We start from the raw sequence: 16,623 nt of genomic DNA on the forward strand, positions 1-16,623 counted from the left end.
GAAGCTGCCCAGTCGTTCGCCCTGATATATAGGGTCAGCCATAAGAAAGTTATCCTGCAAATTTCGCAGAATTTAAGGATTCATTTTGGGGAGGAATTTGGAGGAGTTTCGGGGAAGAAAAAATCGAACAAAAAACCGGGCATCGCGCCCGGTTCTGTTTCCACACTAAAAAGCCCTTAAACACTCAATCCACGATTCTCCAGCATCGGTTCGATCCTCGGATCGTGCCCGCGCCAGTTCCGGTAAAGTTCAGCTAAATCAGTGCTGTTGCCGCGCGACAAAATCGCCTCGCGGAATGTCTGTCCGTTTTCGCGCGTCAAACCACCCTGCTCGACAAACCACTGGTAGCCATCGTCCGCCAGCATCTGCGTCCAGAGATAGGCGTAATAGCCCGCCGCGTAGCCGCCGCCGAAGATATGGGCAAAATAGCTGCTGCGATAGCGCGGCGGTACGGCTGGAAGATCCAGCCCTTCTTTTTTCAACGCGGCGGCTTCAAAGGCTTCCACGTCTTCAATGGGCTCATGAATGCCGTGCCAGTTCATATCCAGCAGCGCGGCGCTCAGCAGTTCCGTCATGTCATAACCCTTATTAAACTGGGTCGCATTGAGCATTTTTTCCCGCAGCGCATCCGGCATCGGCTCGCCGGTTTGATAATGGCGGGCAAAGTGCGCAAACACCTGCGGATGGCTGGCCCAGTGTTCATTGATCTGCGACGGGAATTCAACGAAATCACGTGGCGTGTTGGTGCCTGAAAGCGTGGCATAGCGCTGGCTGGCAAACAGGCCATGCAGCGTATGGCCAAACTCGTGGAACAGGGTAATCACATCATCCCAGGAGATCAGCGCGGTCTGCCCGTTCGCTGGTTTTTGATAGTTGTAGACGTTATAAATCACCGGACGCGCGGCAAACTCGTAAGACTGCTCAACAAAATTCCCCATCCACGCCCCGCCCGCTTTGGAATCACGCGCGAAAAAGCCGCCGTAGAACAACGCCATGCCTTCACCCGTGTGGTCGAAAATCTCCCACACGCGAACGTCCGGGTGATAAACCGGAATATCGAAACGCTCGACAAAGCGGATACCGAACAGCTGCGTGGCGGTCCAGAATACGCCATCTTCCAGCACGGTATTGAGCGCGAAATAGGGTTTGATCTGCGACTCATCCAGCGCGTATTTCGCTGAACGCACGCGTTCGGCATAAAACGCCCAGTCCCAGGCCTGCACCGTAAAACCGCGCTGCTCGTCGTCAATGACCTTCTGAATATCCGCCTGCTCCAGCGCGGCCCTGCTGCGCGCCGCAGGAACTATCCCGCGCATGAATTCGAGCGCGGCATCCGGCGTTTTCGCCATCTGATCGGCAATGCTCCAGCTGGCATAGTTGTCAAAGCCGAGCAGCTGCGCCTGTCTTGCCCGCAACGCGGTAAGCCGACGGATCAGGTCGCGCGTATCGTTTTCGTCGCCTTTTTGAGTGCGTTCCCAGCCCGCGCTAAACAGCTTTTTACGGGTCTCGCGCAAAGACAGCGCCGCCAGCGCGGGCTGTTGCGTGGTATTCAGAAGCGGGATCAGCCAGCGATCCGTCAGCCCTTTTTCTGCGGCAGCATGAGCCGCGGCAGCCATCTCCTCCGCACTGAGTCCGTCAAGCTGGTGAACATCATCCACCACCAGCCCTCCCGCCTTGTTCGCAGCCAGCAGGCGCTGGTTGAACTGGCTGGTCAGGGTGGCGGCTTCGGTATTCAGAGATTTCAGCTCGGCTTTTTCATCGGCGTTCAGACGCGCGCCCGCAAGAACAAAGTGCTGATACGTCTCCTCCGTCAGCCGGCGGGATTCGGCATCCAGCGTGTCGCGATCCTGCCAGACGGCTTCCACGCGAGCGAAAAGCGTATCGTTTAGCCAGATATCGTTCGCCAGCCCGGCCAGTTCGGTGGAGAACTGCTCGTCCAGTGCCTGAAGATAATCGTTGGTGTGTGCGGACGTCATGGCGAAGAACACGCTGCTGACGCGCGACAGCATGGCCCCGCTCTTTTCCAGCGCCAGCACGGTGTTGTTGAAGTCCGGCACGGCGCTCTGCGCGATAATCGCGTCAATATCTGCACGCTTGAGGCGCATTGCTTCATCAAACGCCGGGCGATAGTGGCTGTCTTCTATCACATCAAAACGCGGAGCCTGATAAGGCAGCAGGCTAACGTCAAAGAAAGGGTTGTTGACCGACATCGTTTACTCCTGAGCACGGTATTTCTCACCAGAGTAGGCCAGCCTGCTCCGGCCTGCAATGGCGTCATACAAATGTTGCCTTAACGATGTGCCCGAGTGCGTGCTATGGTAGTACAACACAAAAAGCGTTGAGGAACAGTGAGATGATTATATTAGTTACCGGGGCGACAGCAGGTTTTGGTGAAAGCATCACGCGTCGCTTCGTCGCCAACGGACATAAGGTGATTGCAACGGGTCGTCGTCAGGAGCGTCTCCAGGAGCTGAAAGACGAGCTGGGCGACAGCATCCTGACCGCACAGCTGGACGTGCGCAACCGCGCCGCCATTGAAGAGATGATTGCCAACCTGCCTGCCGAATGGCGTGAAATCGACGTGCTGGTCAATAACGCTGGCCTGGCGCTGGGCATGGAGCCTGCCCACAAAGCCAGCGTGGAAGACTGGGAGAACATGATCGACACCAACAACAAAGGCCTGGTGTACATGACCCGCGCCGTGCTGCCGGGCATGGTTGAACGTAATCGTGGTCATATCATTAATATCGGTTCCACCGCAGGCAGCTGGCCTTACGCGGGCGGCAACGTCTATGGCGCAACCAAGGCCTTTGTACGCCAGTTCAGCCTGAACCTGCGCACCGACCTGCACGGTACCGCGATCCGCGTGACCGATGTTGAGCCGGGTCTGGTCGGTGGAACGGAATTCTCCAACGTGCGCTTCAAGGGTGACGACGCGAAAGCGGATAAAACCTATGAAAATGCGAATGCGCTAACGCCGGAAGATATCACCGAAACCGTCTGGTGGGTCGCGACGCTGCCGAAGCATGTCAACATCAACACGGTTGAGATGATGCCCGTCAGCCAGACCTATGCCGGACTCAGCGTGCATCGCGGGTAATTCACCCTTCCCGGCCTGCGGGCCGGGTATGTGATGACGGTTAAAAGAATGGTAGTATGTTCAGGTTAACTCTCTGAGAAATCACAACCCATGGCCGCTGAATCGCAACTTAATCCTACCCAGCCTGTAAATCAGCAAATTTATCGCATCTTACGCCGTGATATCGTTCGCTGCCTGATCCCACCGGGAACGCCACTCTCAGAAAAAGAGGTTTCGGTACGTTTTGACGTTTCCCGTCAGCCCGTGCGCGAGGCGTTTATTAAGCTCGCAGAAAACGGCCTTATCCAGATCCGCCCTCAGCGCGGCAGCTATGTAAATAAAATTTCGCTTTCGCAGGTACGGAATGGCTGTTTTGTTCGCCAGGCCATTGAGTGCGCCGTTGTGCGTCGCGCCGCGTCGCTCATCAACGATAACCAGTGCTACCTGCTGGAGCAAAACCTGCATCAGCAACGCATTGCCATCGACCGCAAACAGTTAAACGACTTTTTCCAGCTGGACGACGAATTTCACCAGAAACTGGCGCAGATCGCCGAGTGCCAGCTCGCGTGGGATACCGTCGAAAACATCAAAGCTACCATCGACCGCGTGCGCTACATGAGCCTCGACCATGTTTCTCCGCCAGAGATGTTGCTGCGCCAGCATCACGATATTTTCAGCGCACTGGAAAAACGCGACGTGGAAGCCGTAGATAAAGCGATGACGCTTCACCTTCAGGAAATTAGCGAGTCAGTTCAGTTAATTCGTCAGGAAAACCGCGAGTGGTTCAGCGAAGAATAAAACCTCGCCGCCCCCTTTCGGTTGCGGCGAAGTGATTAGCGGACCACTAATACCGGAATAGTGGCGTAGCGCAGGATAGTTTCAGCATTCGAGCCCAGCAGATGTGTTGTCATGCTCGGGTTTCTTGATCCAATAACAATAACGTCATATTTCCCCTCTTTGCTGAGCTGGATGATTTCATCGCGTACGTTGCCGAAACGTACTTCACAATCAATATTTTCTGGGGACATATCAAAGAGCCGTTTCAGTGCCTTCATCTTCTTATCCGACTCGGCGGTCATATACTCTTCGAACTTCTTAATATCGGCATTGAACCCCCGCAGTAACGAACGGCTGCTGTTAGGGAGAATGTTGACCAGGGTGATCGTCGCGCCTTCCGATTTCGCGAGGTTGACCGCGTGGCGTACCGCTTTATCGCTTAGATCCATTTCAAACACGTCAACAGGCATCAAAATTTTCTTATACATAAGCCTGACTCCTTTTCCGATGAAGGGTTATTTTCTGCCTCCAGAATGGCATTGTGGATATAAACAAAGCCTAAACACTTGCGTCTGGAAACTATCAATTAAGGAAAATAACTGTCCGCTTTGTAAAGCGGTGTCCTGAACCGTCAACGCCATCAGGAAATAAGAAAAAAGTGTGAGCTTGATCAAAAGCAAATAATTTCGTTTAAGAGAGGCGTATTAATAGTGCCCCGTGAACGGCAGCCGTTGAATTAGCGCCGTAACGGATAAGTGCGAGAGGAGAAAATACCATGATGACATACGACCGTAACCGAAATGCAATCACCACTGGCAGCCGCGTCATGATTAGCGGCACAGGTCAGTTTGGCGTGATTAAAGCGATCCACAGCGACGGCCTTAATGCCGAGCAGGTGCGTCGTGGTAAAACGGTTGAAGTGGAAGGATGCGAAGGTAAGTTCGAACCGATTGAGCTGATTCGCCTGGGGATGCACTAAGCTGTGCCCCGACATGCCGCCGCGAACGGCGGCATGTCAAAGCGTTAAAGCCGGGCTGCGTACTCAGCAACCGTGGCCTTCGCGCCTTTTTGCAGCAACGTTTGATAGGCCTGCATGACGGCAGCCACGAATACCGTGTCCTTCGGCAGCTCGTTACCGAAAATAGCCTCAATGCCCAACAGCGCGCTAACGCGGCTTTCACCTTCAGCGCTACCGTTTACCGCCGCCTGAATCACCGCCAGCTGCGGATCGCTCACCTCAATCGCGTTACCCTGCTCATCCACACCGCCGACATAACGCATCCAGCCCGCCACGCCGAGGGCCAGCAGCGGGAAGGGTTTCTGGTGGACAAGGTGCCAGCGCACGGAATCGAGCATGCGCTGCGGCAATTTCTGGCTACCGTCCATGGCGATTTGCCAGGTGCGGTGACGCAGGGCCGGATTGCTGTAACGCGCAATCAGCTGGTCGGCATAACGACCCAAATCCACGCCCCGCACTTTCAACGTCGGCGCCTGCTCTATCAGCATCAGCGCATGCGCGGCTGCGCGATAATGTTCATCTTCCATGCAGTCGTTAATGTGCTGATAACCGGCCAGATAGCCGAGATAGGCCAGGAACGAGTGGCTGCCGTTAAGCATTCGCAGCTTCATCTCTTCAAACGGAATGACATCAGAAACCAGCTCCGCACCGGCCTTTTCCCACTGGGGACGTCCGGCAACAAAATTATCTTCCACCACCCACTGGCGGAACGGCTCGCAGGCGACACCTGCCGGATCGCGTACGCCAGTCAGTTGTTCGATTTTATCAAGCGTATCAGCCGTGACGGCGGGCACAATGCGGTCCACCATCGTTGACGGGAAGGTGACGTTCGCTTCGATCCACTCCGCCAGTTCGCCGTCTACGGCGCGCGCGTAGGCACAGGTCACATTGCGCATCACGTGGCCGTTCTCCGGCATGTTATCGCATGACATCACGCTGAATGCCGGTAGCCCCGCCGCCTTGCGACGCGCCAGCGCCTCAACCACCACGCCCGGCGCAGATTTAGGCTGATGCGGGTTTTGCAGGTCTGCAACGATTAACGAATGATCGAACATCAGTTGTCCGGTTGCCGGGGAGTGGCAATATCCTTTCTCGGTGATGGTCAGGGAAACAATGGCGACCTGCGGCTCGCACAGCGCCGCCAGCACGGTTTCCAGCCCGTCGATCTGCGCATGCAGCGCGTTTTTGACGACGCCGACCACGCGCGCCGTCCACGCATCGGCAGACATCTCTGCCACGGTATAAAGGTTATCCTGTGCCTTCAGATCGGCGATCTGCTGTTCGCCGCCAATCAGGTTAACTTCGCAGTAACCCCAGTCGCTGCCCTGTTCTGCGGCGAGTATATCGGTGTACACAGCCTGGTGCGCACGGTGAAACGCGCCAAACCCTAAATGAACAATGCGTGCCTTGAGGCTGTCGCGATCGTATTGAGGATGCGTTGCCTTCGCCTGTAATAACCGGTTTTCCATGATTGAGACTCGTTAATTAATGAAAGCTGTGATCCACTGCCGCTTCCTTTTAAGAGCGGCAGCGCCTGCTGACTACACCATCTAGAATGGCAGTCGGAGTCAAAAAACGCTGCCATTAACCATACTGATACATCATTTTCAGATCTTGATTTACATTAACTTTTCGCCATGTGGTGTGACATCGGTAAAAAGTTGTGTGACAGGTAGCGCAAGATGTAAACCACTAGCGGCGTGAAGAGAGCGCGCCGTAGGCTACCGATTCCTTATGAGGAGCCTCCGCAGCATCTTCGGCTTCACTCAAATCGCGGTCGCGCACTTCCGGCATCAGCAACGCGGAGACCAGCCCAATCAGCGAGTACGCCACCAGCATCACCACAATCGGCCACCAGGACCCGGTCATGTTGCAGAAGATCCCCGCCAGCACCGGACCAAACCCTACAGCTACCAGCCCGCCCGCCTCTTTCGAAATAGCCATGCGGGTAAAGCGGTTCCGCGAACCAAACATCTCTGCCATGGTGATATTTTCCAGCGCGAACAGCCCGAGCACCGCAAAGTTATGAATAACGATGATAGAGAGCATAATCACGCCCGGCGCGTAACTCTTATCGACGATAATCGACAGCATCGGGTAAGCCAGAATAATGGCTGAAATGTTAAAGAGGATATACGGCAGACGGCGCCCCACTTTATCGGACAGCCAGCCCAGCAGCGGGATGGAGAGGAAGCCGAGAATCGAACTGATCATCAGCGCATCGGTTGGGATCGCCTTATCAAACAACAGCGTCTGCACCAGATATCCGGCAAGGAAAGTCTGAATCAAACCTGAGTTGCCGGCCTGACCAAAGCGCAGCCCCGTCGCCAGCCAGAACGATTTGCTCTTAAACATCGCACCTAATGAGGTATCCTGCGCAGCAACCGGCGCAATGGTTTCAGCGTCGTTAACCTTCTCAAACACCGGGCTCTCTTTAAGGTTCATACGCAGCCAGATGGCGAAGATCATCACCACCACGCTGGCGAGGAACGGCACGCGCCAGCCCCAGGCAATAAGTTCTTCACGATCGAGGGCAAAGAACATCACGGCCCAGATCGCCGTGGCGCTCAGCGTCCCGCAGTTGGTTCCCATGGCCACCAGCGAGGAGATGATGCCGCGTTTACCCTTCGGCGCGTACTCCGCCAGCATGGTACCTGCGCCGGAGATTTCTGCCCCCGCGCCCAGCCCCTGAATAATACGCAGCGTCACCAGCAGCACCGGTGCGAAAATCCCGATCTGCGCGTAGGTTGGCAGGACGCCGATTAAGGTGGTGCAGATCCCCATCATGGTGATGGTGATAAACAGCACCTTTTTGCGGCCAATTCTGTCTCCCATTCTGCCGAAGATAAATGCCCCGACGATACGCGCGATGTAGCCTGCCCCATAGGTCCCCATCGCCAGGATCAGCGCCATGGCCGCGGATTGTTCAGGGAAGAAAATTTCATGGAATACCAGCGCGGCGCCAAGGGAGTAAAGCTGAAAATCCATAAACTCCAGGGCGGTGCCCAGCCAGCCGGATACGGCGGCTTTCACCAGGTCTGACGTACTTCTTTGAGGTTGTGCTTGAGTCATAATGGCTATCTCTGCAAGGTAAGATGCGTACCACTGAGAGCCTGTCTTCGCAGGCTCTTAACCGCGTGAATTATTATTGGTCGAACGTGAGCAAGACTTTGCAGCACTGCCGCTGGTCTTTTTCAAACAGTTCGATGGCGTCTGTAACGTGGTGATAGTCAAATGTATGGGTGACCAGTTTTTCAGGGTCGATCAGCCCTTTTTCCAGCCAGTCAATGACCACCGGGAATTTGTTGGCATTCAGGCGCGAAGAGAAGATCGACAGCTCTTTGCCGGTGATCCCCTGCTGCACGATCTGACTCGGGTCGCTGGAGAAGCCCATCAGCACGATGCGCGCCGCCGGAGACGCCAGCGTAATCGCTTCCTGCAAAATGGACGGATGACAGGCAGCATCGATGATTAACGTCGGCTTGATGCCTTTTTCATCCAGCGCGGCCTGTAACGAGTGCTCGCTGTTGTTGGAGACCCAGTCTGCGCCGCTGCGTTGCGCCATCCCCAGCCGCTCATCAATGCGATCCACCACAATGACCTGCTTCACCTTGTAAACGCCCTTTAGCGCCTGCACGGTGACCAGCCCCATCGGGCCTGCGCCGTAGATCAGCGCCACGTCCTCTTCGGTAGGTTTCGCCTGCCCTGTCACGTTGGCGGCAATGGTGAAGGGCTCAACCATCACCGCGTGTTTGTCAGGGATCGCATCCGGAATGTGCCAGGCATTTTTCGCCGGCACGACGGCGTATTCGCTGAAGCCGCCGTCACGGTGGACGCCCAGCACCACCAGCGAGGTACAAACGTTCGGTTTTCCGACGGAACACGGGTAGCAGTGCCCGCAGCTGATCACCGGATCCACAGACACGCGCTGGCCCAGTCGGGTGCTCTCCACACCTTCGCCAACCGCGTCTATTTCGCCAAAGAACTCGTGACCGATTACCCGCGGGTATTTCGCAAACGGGTTATGCCCGCGATAGATATGGCTGTCTGAACCGCAGATACCGGCGAGCTTAATTCTGACGCGGACGTCGCCTGCGCCCGGCAACGGGAGAGGACGCTCCTCAATCACCAGCGCATTCGGCTGTTGGATCACTACGCTTTTCATTATTCGCTCCTCGTTTACCAGTTCCAGAGGGTGCCGTCTTCCAGACGGGCCACCGGCAGACAGGCCGGTTCGTACGGGTATTTCGCTGCCAGCTTCTCATCAAACTCAATGCCCAGCCCTGGCTTGTCGCCCGGGTGCATATAGCCGTTATCGAAGCGCCAGCTGTGCGGGAACACTTCCAGCATCTGCTCTGAATACCCCATATACTCCTGCACGCCAAAGTTCGGTACCCACAGGTCAAAATGCAGCGCCGCGGCGTGGCAAATCGGCGACAGATCCGACGGGCCGTGTGAGCCGGTGCGCACCTGGTAGAGTGAGGCAAAGTCAGCAATGCGACGCATCCCGGTAATGCCGCCCGCATGGGTTATGGTGGCGCGAATATAGTCAATGAGCTGCTCTTCAATCAGCTGCTTGCAGTCCCAGATGCTGTTGAACACTTCCCCCACCGCAATGGGCGTGACGGTGTGCTGGCGGATCAGGCGGAAACACTCCTGGTTTTCAGCGGGAGTCGGGTCTTCCATCCAGAACAGGCGGTACTCTTCAATGCTTTTGCCGAATCGCGCCGCTTCGATGGGCGTCAGACGGTGGTGCATGTCGTGAAGGAGATGTTCGTTGAAGCCGAACTGACTGCGCACTGCGTCGAACAGTTTCGGCGTAAAGTCGAGGTATTTCTCGGTGGACCAAAGCTGCTCGTCCGGCCAGTCGCCCTTGGTTGCAGGCTCATACGCCAGCCCTTTTCCTTTAGACATACCATAGGTGGTTTTCATCCCCGGCACGCCGCACTGCACGCGAATAGCCTTGAAGCCCATCTCTTTATGACGGGCATAATCTTCCAGTACGTCGTCAATGGTGTGCCCGGTGGTATGACAATAAACCATCACCCCTTCCCGGGAGGCTCCGCCCAGAAGTTGATAGAGCGGCATGTTCGCGGCTTTCGCTTTGATGTCCCACAGCGCCATATCCACGGCAGAAATCGCTGACATGGTGACCGGGCCACGACGCCAGTACGCGCCTTTATAGAAGAATTGCCAGATATCTTCGATGCGGTGCGCATCGCGGCCAATCAGCTGAGGGCACAGGTGATCTTTCAGGTAGGAGGCAACGGAAAGTTCACGTCCGTTAAGCGTGGCATCACCCAGGCCGACAATGCCCTCATCGCTGGTGATTTTAAGGGTGACAAAGTTACGCCCCGGGCAGGTGACAAATACTTCAGCCCCGACAATCTTCATAATCCATTTCCTTACATCGCTCGTTGTGATGCAGGAAATTTACGCAACTACACTACTACCATACGAGTATAACGATCGAAAAATCGGCGGGCGATCACACTATGAGGACGACTATGCGCGTCCCCAGCCAGCCACGATGATCAACATGCCGCACAGGGCAACCAGCGCGCCTGCCCAGTCATACAGGCTTAGCCTGATGCCATCGACAAAGCGCAGCCACAGCAGCGCAGTACAGACGTACACCCCTCCGTAGGCCGCATAAACCCGCCCGCTGGCGGCCGGATGCAGGGTGAGCAGCCAGACGAAAAGGACCAGGGACACACCCGCCGGGATCAGCAGCAGCGCGGAAGCGCCCCGCTTTAGCCAGAGCCACGGCAAAAAGCATCCGATGATTTCACACAGCGCGGTCGCGAAAAAAAGCAGCGTCGTTTTGAACATTTTTCTCGTTTCGTGAGGATTGATTTAGACATCATACGCGATAATGCTCTCATCGTTCCCATACCTGCCGCGCGGGTATGACACCCTTTCGGATTGGTGTAGAATCCAAGGGGGTAATCCGATTGTCTGCACCCGTTTAAAGGAAACGCTATGACTACATTAAGCAAACGCCTTTGTCTGACAGCCGCACTGGCGCTGTCCTCGTTCGCCTTTGCCGCAACGGCATCAGCCGAAACCAGCAAACTCATCATTGAGTCTGGTGACAGCGCGCAAAGCCGCCAGAACGCCGCCATGGACAAAGAACAATGGAATGACACCCGCAGCCTGCGTCAGAAAGTGAATAAGCGCGTGGAAAAAGAGTGGGATAAAGAAGACGTCGCGTTTGATGCCCGCGACAAATGCCAGCAAAGTGCCAACGTCAACGCTTACTGGGAGCCTAACACCCTGCGCTGTCTGGATCGTCGCACTGGCCGCACGGTAGCACCGTAATGTCGACGCCGTGTGACGTTAAGCTCCGTCCGCTGGAGCGCGAAGATTTACGCTTTGTCCACCAGCTCGACAACAATGCCAGCGTGATGCGCTACTGGTTTGAAGAGCCTTACGAGGCCTTCGTCGAGCTGTCCGATCTCTACGATAAGCATATCCACGATCAGAGTGAACGCCGGTTTGTGGTGGAGTGCGAAGGTGAGAAAGCCGGGCTGGTTGAGCTGGTTGAGATCAACCATGTTCACCGTCGGGCGGAATTTCAGATCATTATTTCACCGGAGCACCAGGGGAAAGGTCTTGCGTCGCGGGCGGCAAAGCTGGCGATGGATTATGGGTTTAACGTCCTGAATCTCTACAAGCTTTACCTTATCGTCGATAAAGAGAACGAAAAAGCGATTCATATCTACCGTAAGCTCGGCTTTATGGTGGAAGGTGAACTGATCCATGAGTTCTTTATTAATGGCGAATACCGTAACACCATCCGCATGTGCATTTTCCAGCATCAGCATCTGGCCGGGCATAAATCCTCCTCGCCAACCTGCTTAAACCCACCGCGCAGTAACCTGCGCGGTTTTATTCTTAATAATATTCAATGCTGTTTTTGATGGTGTACTTGCGCTCAATGGTAGGTCTAACGCTGTCATCGACGATAACCAGCTCACAGCTCACCGGGTTGTTGTAGCGATCGTAATCGCAACTCTGCTTTACATTGCCCATCGGTTTATCGTTCAACAGGCTTACCGCCGTATAATCCATGCGCTTACGCAGATCTTTCGACGGCATCGATTTGACCGATAATCGCTGGTCGCCGGAGACCGTGGTTTTACCGAGCGGGTAGCCGTCGGTATCATACTGGTACTTCACTTCCATCTCTTTGCTGTGCGCGGCAACCACAAACCCGTTATCGTCGGTGTCCCACGTCAGGCCGGCAGACGGCAGTTCCGCCAGCTGACATTTTCCCTGCAACTTCACCTTCTGCTGCTGGGTTTCCGCATCGACGTAGTAGTTAGCATCCAGCACCAGCGCAACGCCCGTGTTAGCCTCCAGATCGTGCAGTTCAAGGGTATCGAAACACCCCTCCGACGACATCGTTCCGGTCACGCGTTTAGAGACTTCACCCTTATCGTTCAACAGCGTCTGGGTAAAATCTTTCACCGGCCCGCGCAGAGGGTCAAAGTCAAACTCGTTCGAAAAGCTCGCCATCTCCGGCGTAAATGACAGCGGCGCGGTGTTGTTGTCACATCCCACCAGTACCGTTGCCAGTAGCGTTATCGCTGCGTATTTATTCACATCATTTACCGTTCAGAGAGAGATACAATCATATTAGCAAATACAGCAACTTACATAACAGCACTTCATTTGACTCTTTACGCTGTATAAATCCGTCATTTGCATTGACGAGACCTGCCAAAGTGGCTACTTTGGGCGCGGAAAATTCCACATTATTATAAAATTAGATTCTTAAATTTTCGGGTTAACATCATGATTTACGACTGTTTTTTGTACTATGACGAAGATATGTTGCTCGACATCAGATTACATACGCTCGCTGATGTCGTTGACCGTTTTGTCATTGTAGAAGCAACACACTCTTTTACGGGCATACCGCGAGAATTACATTTCGATATTACGAAGTTTGCCAAATTCAGAGACAAAATTATTTACGTGCCTTTTGACGCGCAGCCTATTTTAAACAGTGCTGACAATAACCAGGTTGATGCCTGGGCAAATGAAGCAGCGCTTCGCAACTCCATTATGAATGGGTTAAAAGACGCGGCAGACGACGATCTGATTCTGGTGTCAGACGTTGATGAAATTTTCTCTCCCGAGACGGTCAGGGCCATTAATCCACGCGCGCTCTGCACGACTATTCATCAAAACGTGTTCAACTATCAGTTTAATCTTCAGGTTCACAACATGGATGGTACGCCGAGAAAATGTACCTTGCCCCGCGCGACGTCCTATTACAACCTTAAGCATTTCTTCCACGGTGAGCCTGAATCTTTCAGAAACTGGAAGCGTGCACGCAAAGATAAAAACTGGTCATGGTTTAAATGGAACTGGCTAAAAATCAATAATAAGGTTGTGAAAGATGGCGGCTGGCATTTCTCCTGGGTAATGACCCCAGAAAGAATTTCCGAAAAAATGTCTACCATTTCTCATACCGAATACGATCTGCCGGAATTTAATAACCCGGAACATATTATGAAGGTTATCACCAACGCCGAAGATATCTGGGGACGAGACCGAAAACTGGTCAGGCAAGAGGTATCAAAACGCACCCTGCCTTCTTATCTGGTAGACAATCAGCACCATTATTCGCAATTTATTTTATGACGCAGGCGGGGCTCCAGGACAATTCAGAAAGAGAGACATAAAAACAAAAGCTTACCCTAACCCTGCTATGCTTACAGTCTACACAGTGAAAAGGAGCTACAGATGAAACGGTTACCCTGGATTACCGCCCTGCTGTTAATGAGTGCTTCACCTGCTATTCTTGCGGCCCCGGACTCCTGCGAGCGCGTGAAAAGCGACATTCAGCAGAAGATTATCAACAACGGCGTACCGGAGTCTGGCTTTACCCTGAACATCGTGCCGAACGATCAGGCCGACCAGCCGGATGCGCAGGTCGTTGGGCATTGCGCCAACGATACTTTCAAAATTTTGTACACTCGCACCAGTAGCGGAAACTACCCGGTAAGCGGTGCAGGTACGCAGGAGAATGCGCCCGCTGAGCCGCAATGATTTTCCCACTTAATTCCCCTGAGTTGACGAGGATTAATATTTAATACCTCTAAATAAGTAACACTCCCCCCATCATTAGCCCGGTTGTAGTCACGGGTGAAAATAATTATTAACAATGATGGGGTGAGTTATGTCCGAAGTTGAACATCACGACGGGATAAGCCGTCGAACTCTGGTTTAATCTACTGCCATAGGATCTCTGGCGCTTGCCGCCGGTGGGATCGCATTGCCTTTTGGTCTGAAAAGCGCCGCCGCCGCAGTGCAGACCGCTATTCAGCCAGCGGAAGATAAAGTCGTCTGGGGCGCCTGCTCGGTAAACTGCGGTAGCCGCTGCGCGCTACGTCTGCACGTTCGCGATGACGAAGTCTATTGGGTTGAAACGGATAATACCGGCGAGGATGTTTACGGCAACCATCAGGTTCGCGCCTGCCTGCGAGGCCGTTCAATTCGCCGTCGCATTAATCATCCAGACCGTCTGAACTATCCGATGAAACGCGTGGGCAAACGCGGAGAAGGCAAGTTTGAACGTATCACCTGGGAAGAAGCGCTGGACACCATCGCCGCGAGCCTGAAAAGCGTGGTCGAAAAATACGGCAACGAAGCGGTCTACATTAACTACTCCTCCGGAATTGTCGGCGGCAATATCACCCGCTCCTCCCCTTACGCCTCGCTGGTGGCACGCCTGATGAACTGCTACGGCGGCTTCCTCAGCCACTACGGCACCTACAGCACCGCGCAGATCGCCTGCGCAATGCCCTACACCTACGGCAGCAACGACGGCAACAGTACATCGGATATCGAAAACACCAAACTGGTGGTGATGTTCGGCAATAATCCGGCAGAAACGCGCATGAGCGGCGGCGGGATCACTTACTACCTTGAACAGGCACGTGAACGGTCTAACGCACGAATGATCGTTATCGATCCGCGCTACACCGACACCGCCGCAGGCCGCGAAGACGAGTGGATCCCGATTCGTCCGGGCACCGATGCCGCACTGGTGGCAGGTATTGCGTGGGTGCTGATTAATGAAAACCTCGTCGATCAGCCCTTCCTCGATAAATACTGCGTAGGTTATGACGAAAAAACCCTGCCGGAAGGCGCACCTGTTAACGGTCATTACAAAGCCTATATTCTCGGCCAGGGTGATGACAAAACCGCGAAAACCCCGGAATGGGCGTCGCGCATTACAGGCATTCCTGCCGATCGCATCATTAAGCTGGCCCGTGAAATCGGTTCGGCAAAACCGGCCTACATTTGCCAGGGTTGGGGCCCGCAGCGTCAGGCCAACGGCGAGCAGACATCCCGCGCCATCGCCATGCTGCCGATCCTGACCGGCAACGTCGGCATTAACGGCGGCAACAGCGGCGCGCGCGAATCGACCTACACCATCACCATCGAACGTATGCCGCTGCCGGAAAATCCTGTGAAAACGCAAATCTCCTGCTTCAGCTGGACGGATGCCATCGTGCGTGGACCGGAGATGACCGCCCTGCGCGACGGTGTACGCGGTAAGGATAAGCTGGATGTGCCGATCAAGTTCATCTGGAACTATGCGGGTAATACCATCATCAACCAGCACTCTGATATCAACAAAACTCACGACATTTTGCAGGATGAGAGTAAGTGCGAAACGATCGTCGTTATCGACAACTTCATGACCTCGTCCGCGAAGTATGCCGATATTGTCCTGCCGGACCTGATGACCGTTGAGCAGGAAGATATCATCCCCAACGATTACGCCGGCAACATGGGATACCTGATTTTCCTCCAGCCGGTAACCGCCCCGAAGTTTGAGCGCAAACCCATCTACTGGATCATGAGCGAAGTAGCGAAACGTCTCGGACCGGATGTCTATCAGAAATTCACCGAAGGCCGTACGCAGGAGCAGTGGCTGCGCTACCTTTACGCCAAAATGGTTGCCAAAGATCCGCTGCTGCCGTCCTACGACGCGCTGAAAAAAATGGGTATTTATAAGCGCAAAGATCCAAATGGACATTTTGTGGCCTATAAAAAATTCCGTGACGATCCGGATGCCAATCCGCTGAAAACACCGTCGGGGAAAATCGAGATCTACTCCAGCAAGCTGGCGGATATTGCGGCAACCTGGGAACTGCAAAAAGACGAAACCATCACCCCGCTACCGGTCTATACCTCAACCTTTGAAGGCTGGGACGCGCCCGAGCGCAGCAAATTCCCGCTGCAACTGTTCGGTTTCCACTTTAAAGCCCGTACCCACTCCAGCTACGGCAACGTGGATGTGCTCCAGGCCGCCTGTCGCCAGGAGGTGTGGCTTAACCCTGTAGACGCCGAGAAGCGCGGCATTAAAAACGGTGACACGGTGCGCGTGTTTAACGATCGCGGCGAAGTGCGCATTGCCGCCAAAGTCACCCCGCGCATCATGCCTGGTGTGAGCGCGATGGGCCAGGGCGCCTGGCATGACGCCAACATGAACGGCGATCGTGTCGATCACGGCTCCTGCATCAATACCCTGACCACACACCGCCCGTCACCGCTGGCGAAAGGCAATCCGCAGCACACGAACCTGGTGCAGATCGAGAAGGCATAAGGATTAACCGATGACAACCCAGTATGGATTTTTTATTGATTCCAGCCGCTGCACCGGGTGTAAAACCTGCGAGCTGGCCTGCAAGGATTACAAAGATCTGACCCCGGACGTCAGCTT

Annotated in this window: 17 protein-coding genes; 9 read left to right on the forward strand and 8 right to left on the reverse strand. The window is 54.5% G+C overall.

From position 1 onward, the window contains the following. Window positions 1–176 precede the first annotated feature (176 nt). The gene (dcp, locus tag IPZ49_RS12145) at window positions 177–2,210 is read right to left on the reverse strand and encodes a peptidyl-dipeptidase Dcp (RefSeq protein ID WP_193762846.1); all 2,034 of its coding nucleotides are present in this window, start codon (window positions 2,208–2,210) and stop codon (window positions 177–179) included. Window positions 2,211–2,353: 143 nt separating this feature from the next. On the opposite strand from dcp, the gene ydfG reads away from it, so the two are divergent. Together ydfG and IPZ49_RS12155 are read left to right on the forward strand one after the other, a co-directional pair. Further along, window positions 2,354–3,100, forward strand: a complete 747-nt coding sequence (gene ydfG, locus IPZ49_RS12150; protein ID WP_022647991.1) for a bifunctional NADP-dependent 3-hydroxy acid dehydrogenase/3-hydroxypropionate dehydrogenase YdfG — start codon at window positions 2,354–2,356, stop codon at window positions 3,098–3,100. 90 nt (window positions 3,101–3,190) lie between these two features. Next, window positions 3,191–3,877, forward strand: a complete 687-nt coding sequence (locus IPZ49_RS12155) for a GntR family transcriptional regulator (protein ID WP_003857403.1) — start codon at window positions 3,191–3,193, stop codon at window positions 3,875–3,877. 35 nt (window positions 3,878–3,912) lie between these two features. On the opposite strand, the gene IPZ49_RS12160 is transcribed toward IPZ49_RS12155, so the two are convergent. Further along, complete coding sequence (locus IPZ49_RS12160) at window positions 3,913–4,344, reverse strand: universal stress protein (protein ID WP_023300013.1); 432 nt, start codon at window positions 4,342–4,344, stop codon at window positions 3,913–3,915. A 287-nt stretch (window positions 4,345–4,631) separates the two neighbouring features. Between IPZ49_RS12160 and ydfZ the strand changes: the two genes are divergently transcribed. After that, window positions 4,632–4,835 carry a putative selenium delivery protein YdfZ gene (ydfZ, locus tag IPZ49_RS12165; RefSeq protein WP_003857405.1) on the forward strand — a complete coding sequence of 68 codons (204 nt, stop codon included), beginning with the start codon at window positions 4,632–4,634 and terminating at the stop codon, window positions 4,833–4,835. A 44-nt stretch (window positions 4,836–4,879) separates the two neighbouring features. On the opposite strand, the gene IPZ49_RS12170 is transcribed toward ydfZ, so the two are convergent. From IPZ49_RS12170 to IPZ49_RS12190, 5 genes are all read right to left on the reverse strand, one after another. Continuing rightward, entirely contained in the window at window positions 4,880–6,343 is a 1,464-nt protein-coding gene (locus IPZ49_RS12170; RefSeq protein ID WP_063145971.1) for a mannitol dehydrogenase family protein, read from the reverse strand. A gap of 223 nt (window positions 6,344–6,566) precedes the next feature. Beyond that, window positions 6,567–7,946 (reverse strand): MFS transporter, encoded by a 1,380-nt coding sequence (locus IPZ49_RS12175; protein WP_063145972.1) that lies wholly within the window; start codon window positions 7,944–7,946, stop codon window positions 6,567–6,569. A gap of 73 nt (window positions 7,947–8,019) precedes the next feature. After that, window positions 8,020–9,039, reverse strand: a complete 1,020-nt coding sequence (locus IPZ49_RS12180) for a Zn-dependent oxidoreductase (protein ID WP_063929038.1) — start codon at window positions 9,037–9,039, stop codon at window positions 8,020–8,022. Window positions 9,040–9,053: 14 nt separating this feature from the next. Next, window positions 9,054–10,268 (reverse strand): D-mannonate dehydratase ManD, encoded by a 1,215-nt coding sequence (gene manD / locus IPZ49_RS12185; protein ID WP_063145974.1) that lies wholly within the window; start codon window positions 10,266–10,268, stop codon window positions 9,054–9,056. Window positions 10,269–10,379: 111 nt separating this feature from the next. Next, window positions 10,380–10,706 (reverse strand): YnfA family protein, encoded by a 327-nt coding sequence (locus IPZ49_RS12190; protein ID WP_023300008.1) that lies wholly within the window; start codon window positions 10,704–10,706, stop codon window positions 10,380–10,382. A gap of 150 nt (window positions 10,707–10,856) precedes the next feature. Here IPZ49_RS12190 and IPZ49_RS12195 point away from each other — a divergent pair, with 150 nt between their 5' ends. Beyond that, window positions 10,857–11,195: a DUF1283 family protein gene (locus IPZ49_RS12195; RefSeq protein WP_023300007.1), complete on the forward strand. Its 339-nt coding sequence runs from the start codon at window positions 10,857–10,859 to the stop codon at window positions 11,193–11,195. Next, window positions 11,195–11,797, forward strand: coding sequence for a spermidine N1-acetyltransferase (speG, locus tag IPZ49_RS12200; protein WP_063145975.1), 603 nt, complete (start codon window positions 11,195–11,197; stop codon window positions 11,795–11,797). The genes IPZ49_RS12195 and speG overlap by 1 nt, the downstream gene beginning before the upstream one ends. Here the strand turns inward: speG and IPZ49_RS12205 are convergent. Continuing rightward, window positions 11,772–12,482, reverse strand: coding sequence for a YnfC family lipoprotein (locus tag IPZ49_RS12205; RefSeq protein WP_063145976.1), 711 nt, complete (start codon window positions 12,480–12,482; stop codon window positions 11,772–11,774). The two genes, speG and IPZ49_RS12205, sit on opposite strands and share 26 nt — an antisense overlap. 192 nt (window positions 12,483–12,674) lie before the next feature. On the opposite strand from IPZ49_RS12205, the gene IPZ49_RS12210 reads away from it, so the two are divergent. The 4 genes from IPZ49_RS12210 to IPZ49_RS12225 form a co-directional block, all read left to right on the forward strand. Then, window positions 12,675–13,529, forward strand: coding sequence for a beta-1,4-mannosyl-glycoprotein beta-1,4-N-acetylglucosaminyltransferase (locus IPZ49_RS12210; RefSeq protein ID WP_023306114.1), 855 nt, complete (start codon window positions 12,675–12,677; stop codon window positions 13,527–13,529). A 102-nt stretch (window positions 13,530–13,631) separates the two neighbouring features. Continuing rightward, entirely contained in the window at window positions 13,632–13,937 is a 306-nt protein-coding gene (locus IPZ49_RS12215) for a DUF1161 domain-containing protein (RefSeq protein WP_006808860.1), read from the forward strand. Window positions 13,938–14,127: 190 nt separating this feature from the next. Beyond that, window positions 14,128–16,506 carry a selenate/tellurate reductase subunit YnfE gene (ynfE, locus tag IPZ49_RS12220; protein ID WP_237766686.1) on the forward strand — a complete coding sequence of 793 codons (2,379 nt, stop codon included), beginning with the start codon at window positions 14,128–14,130 and terminating at the stop codon, window positions 16,504–16,506. 10 nt (window positions 16,507–16,516) lie between these two features. Continuing rightward, a partial coding sequence (locus tag IPZ49_RS12225; RefSeq protein ID WP_168929095.1) for a 4Fe-4S binding protein occupies window positions 16,517–16,623 on the forward strand: 107 nt, incomplete at its 3' end.

The organism is Enterobacter cloacae complex sp. S2, from assembly GCF_015159675.1.
Lineage (GTDB): Bacteria > Pseudomonadota > Gammaproteobacteria > Enterobacterales > Enterobacteriaceae > Enterobacter > Enterobacter intestinihominis.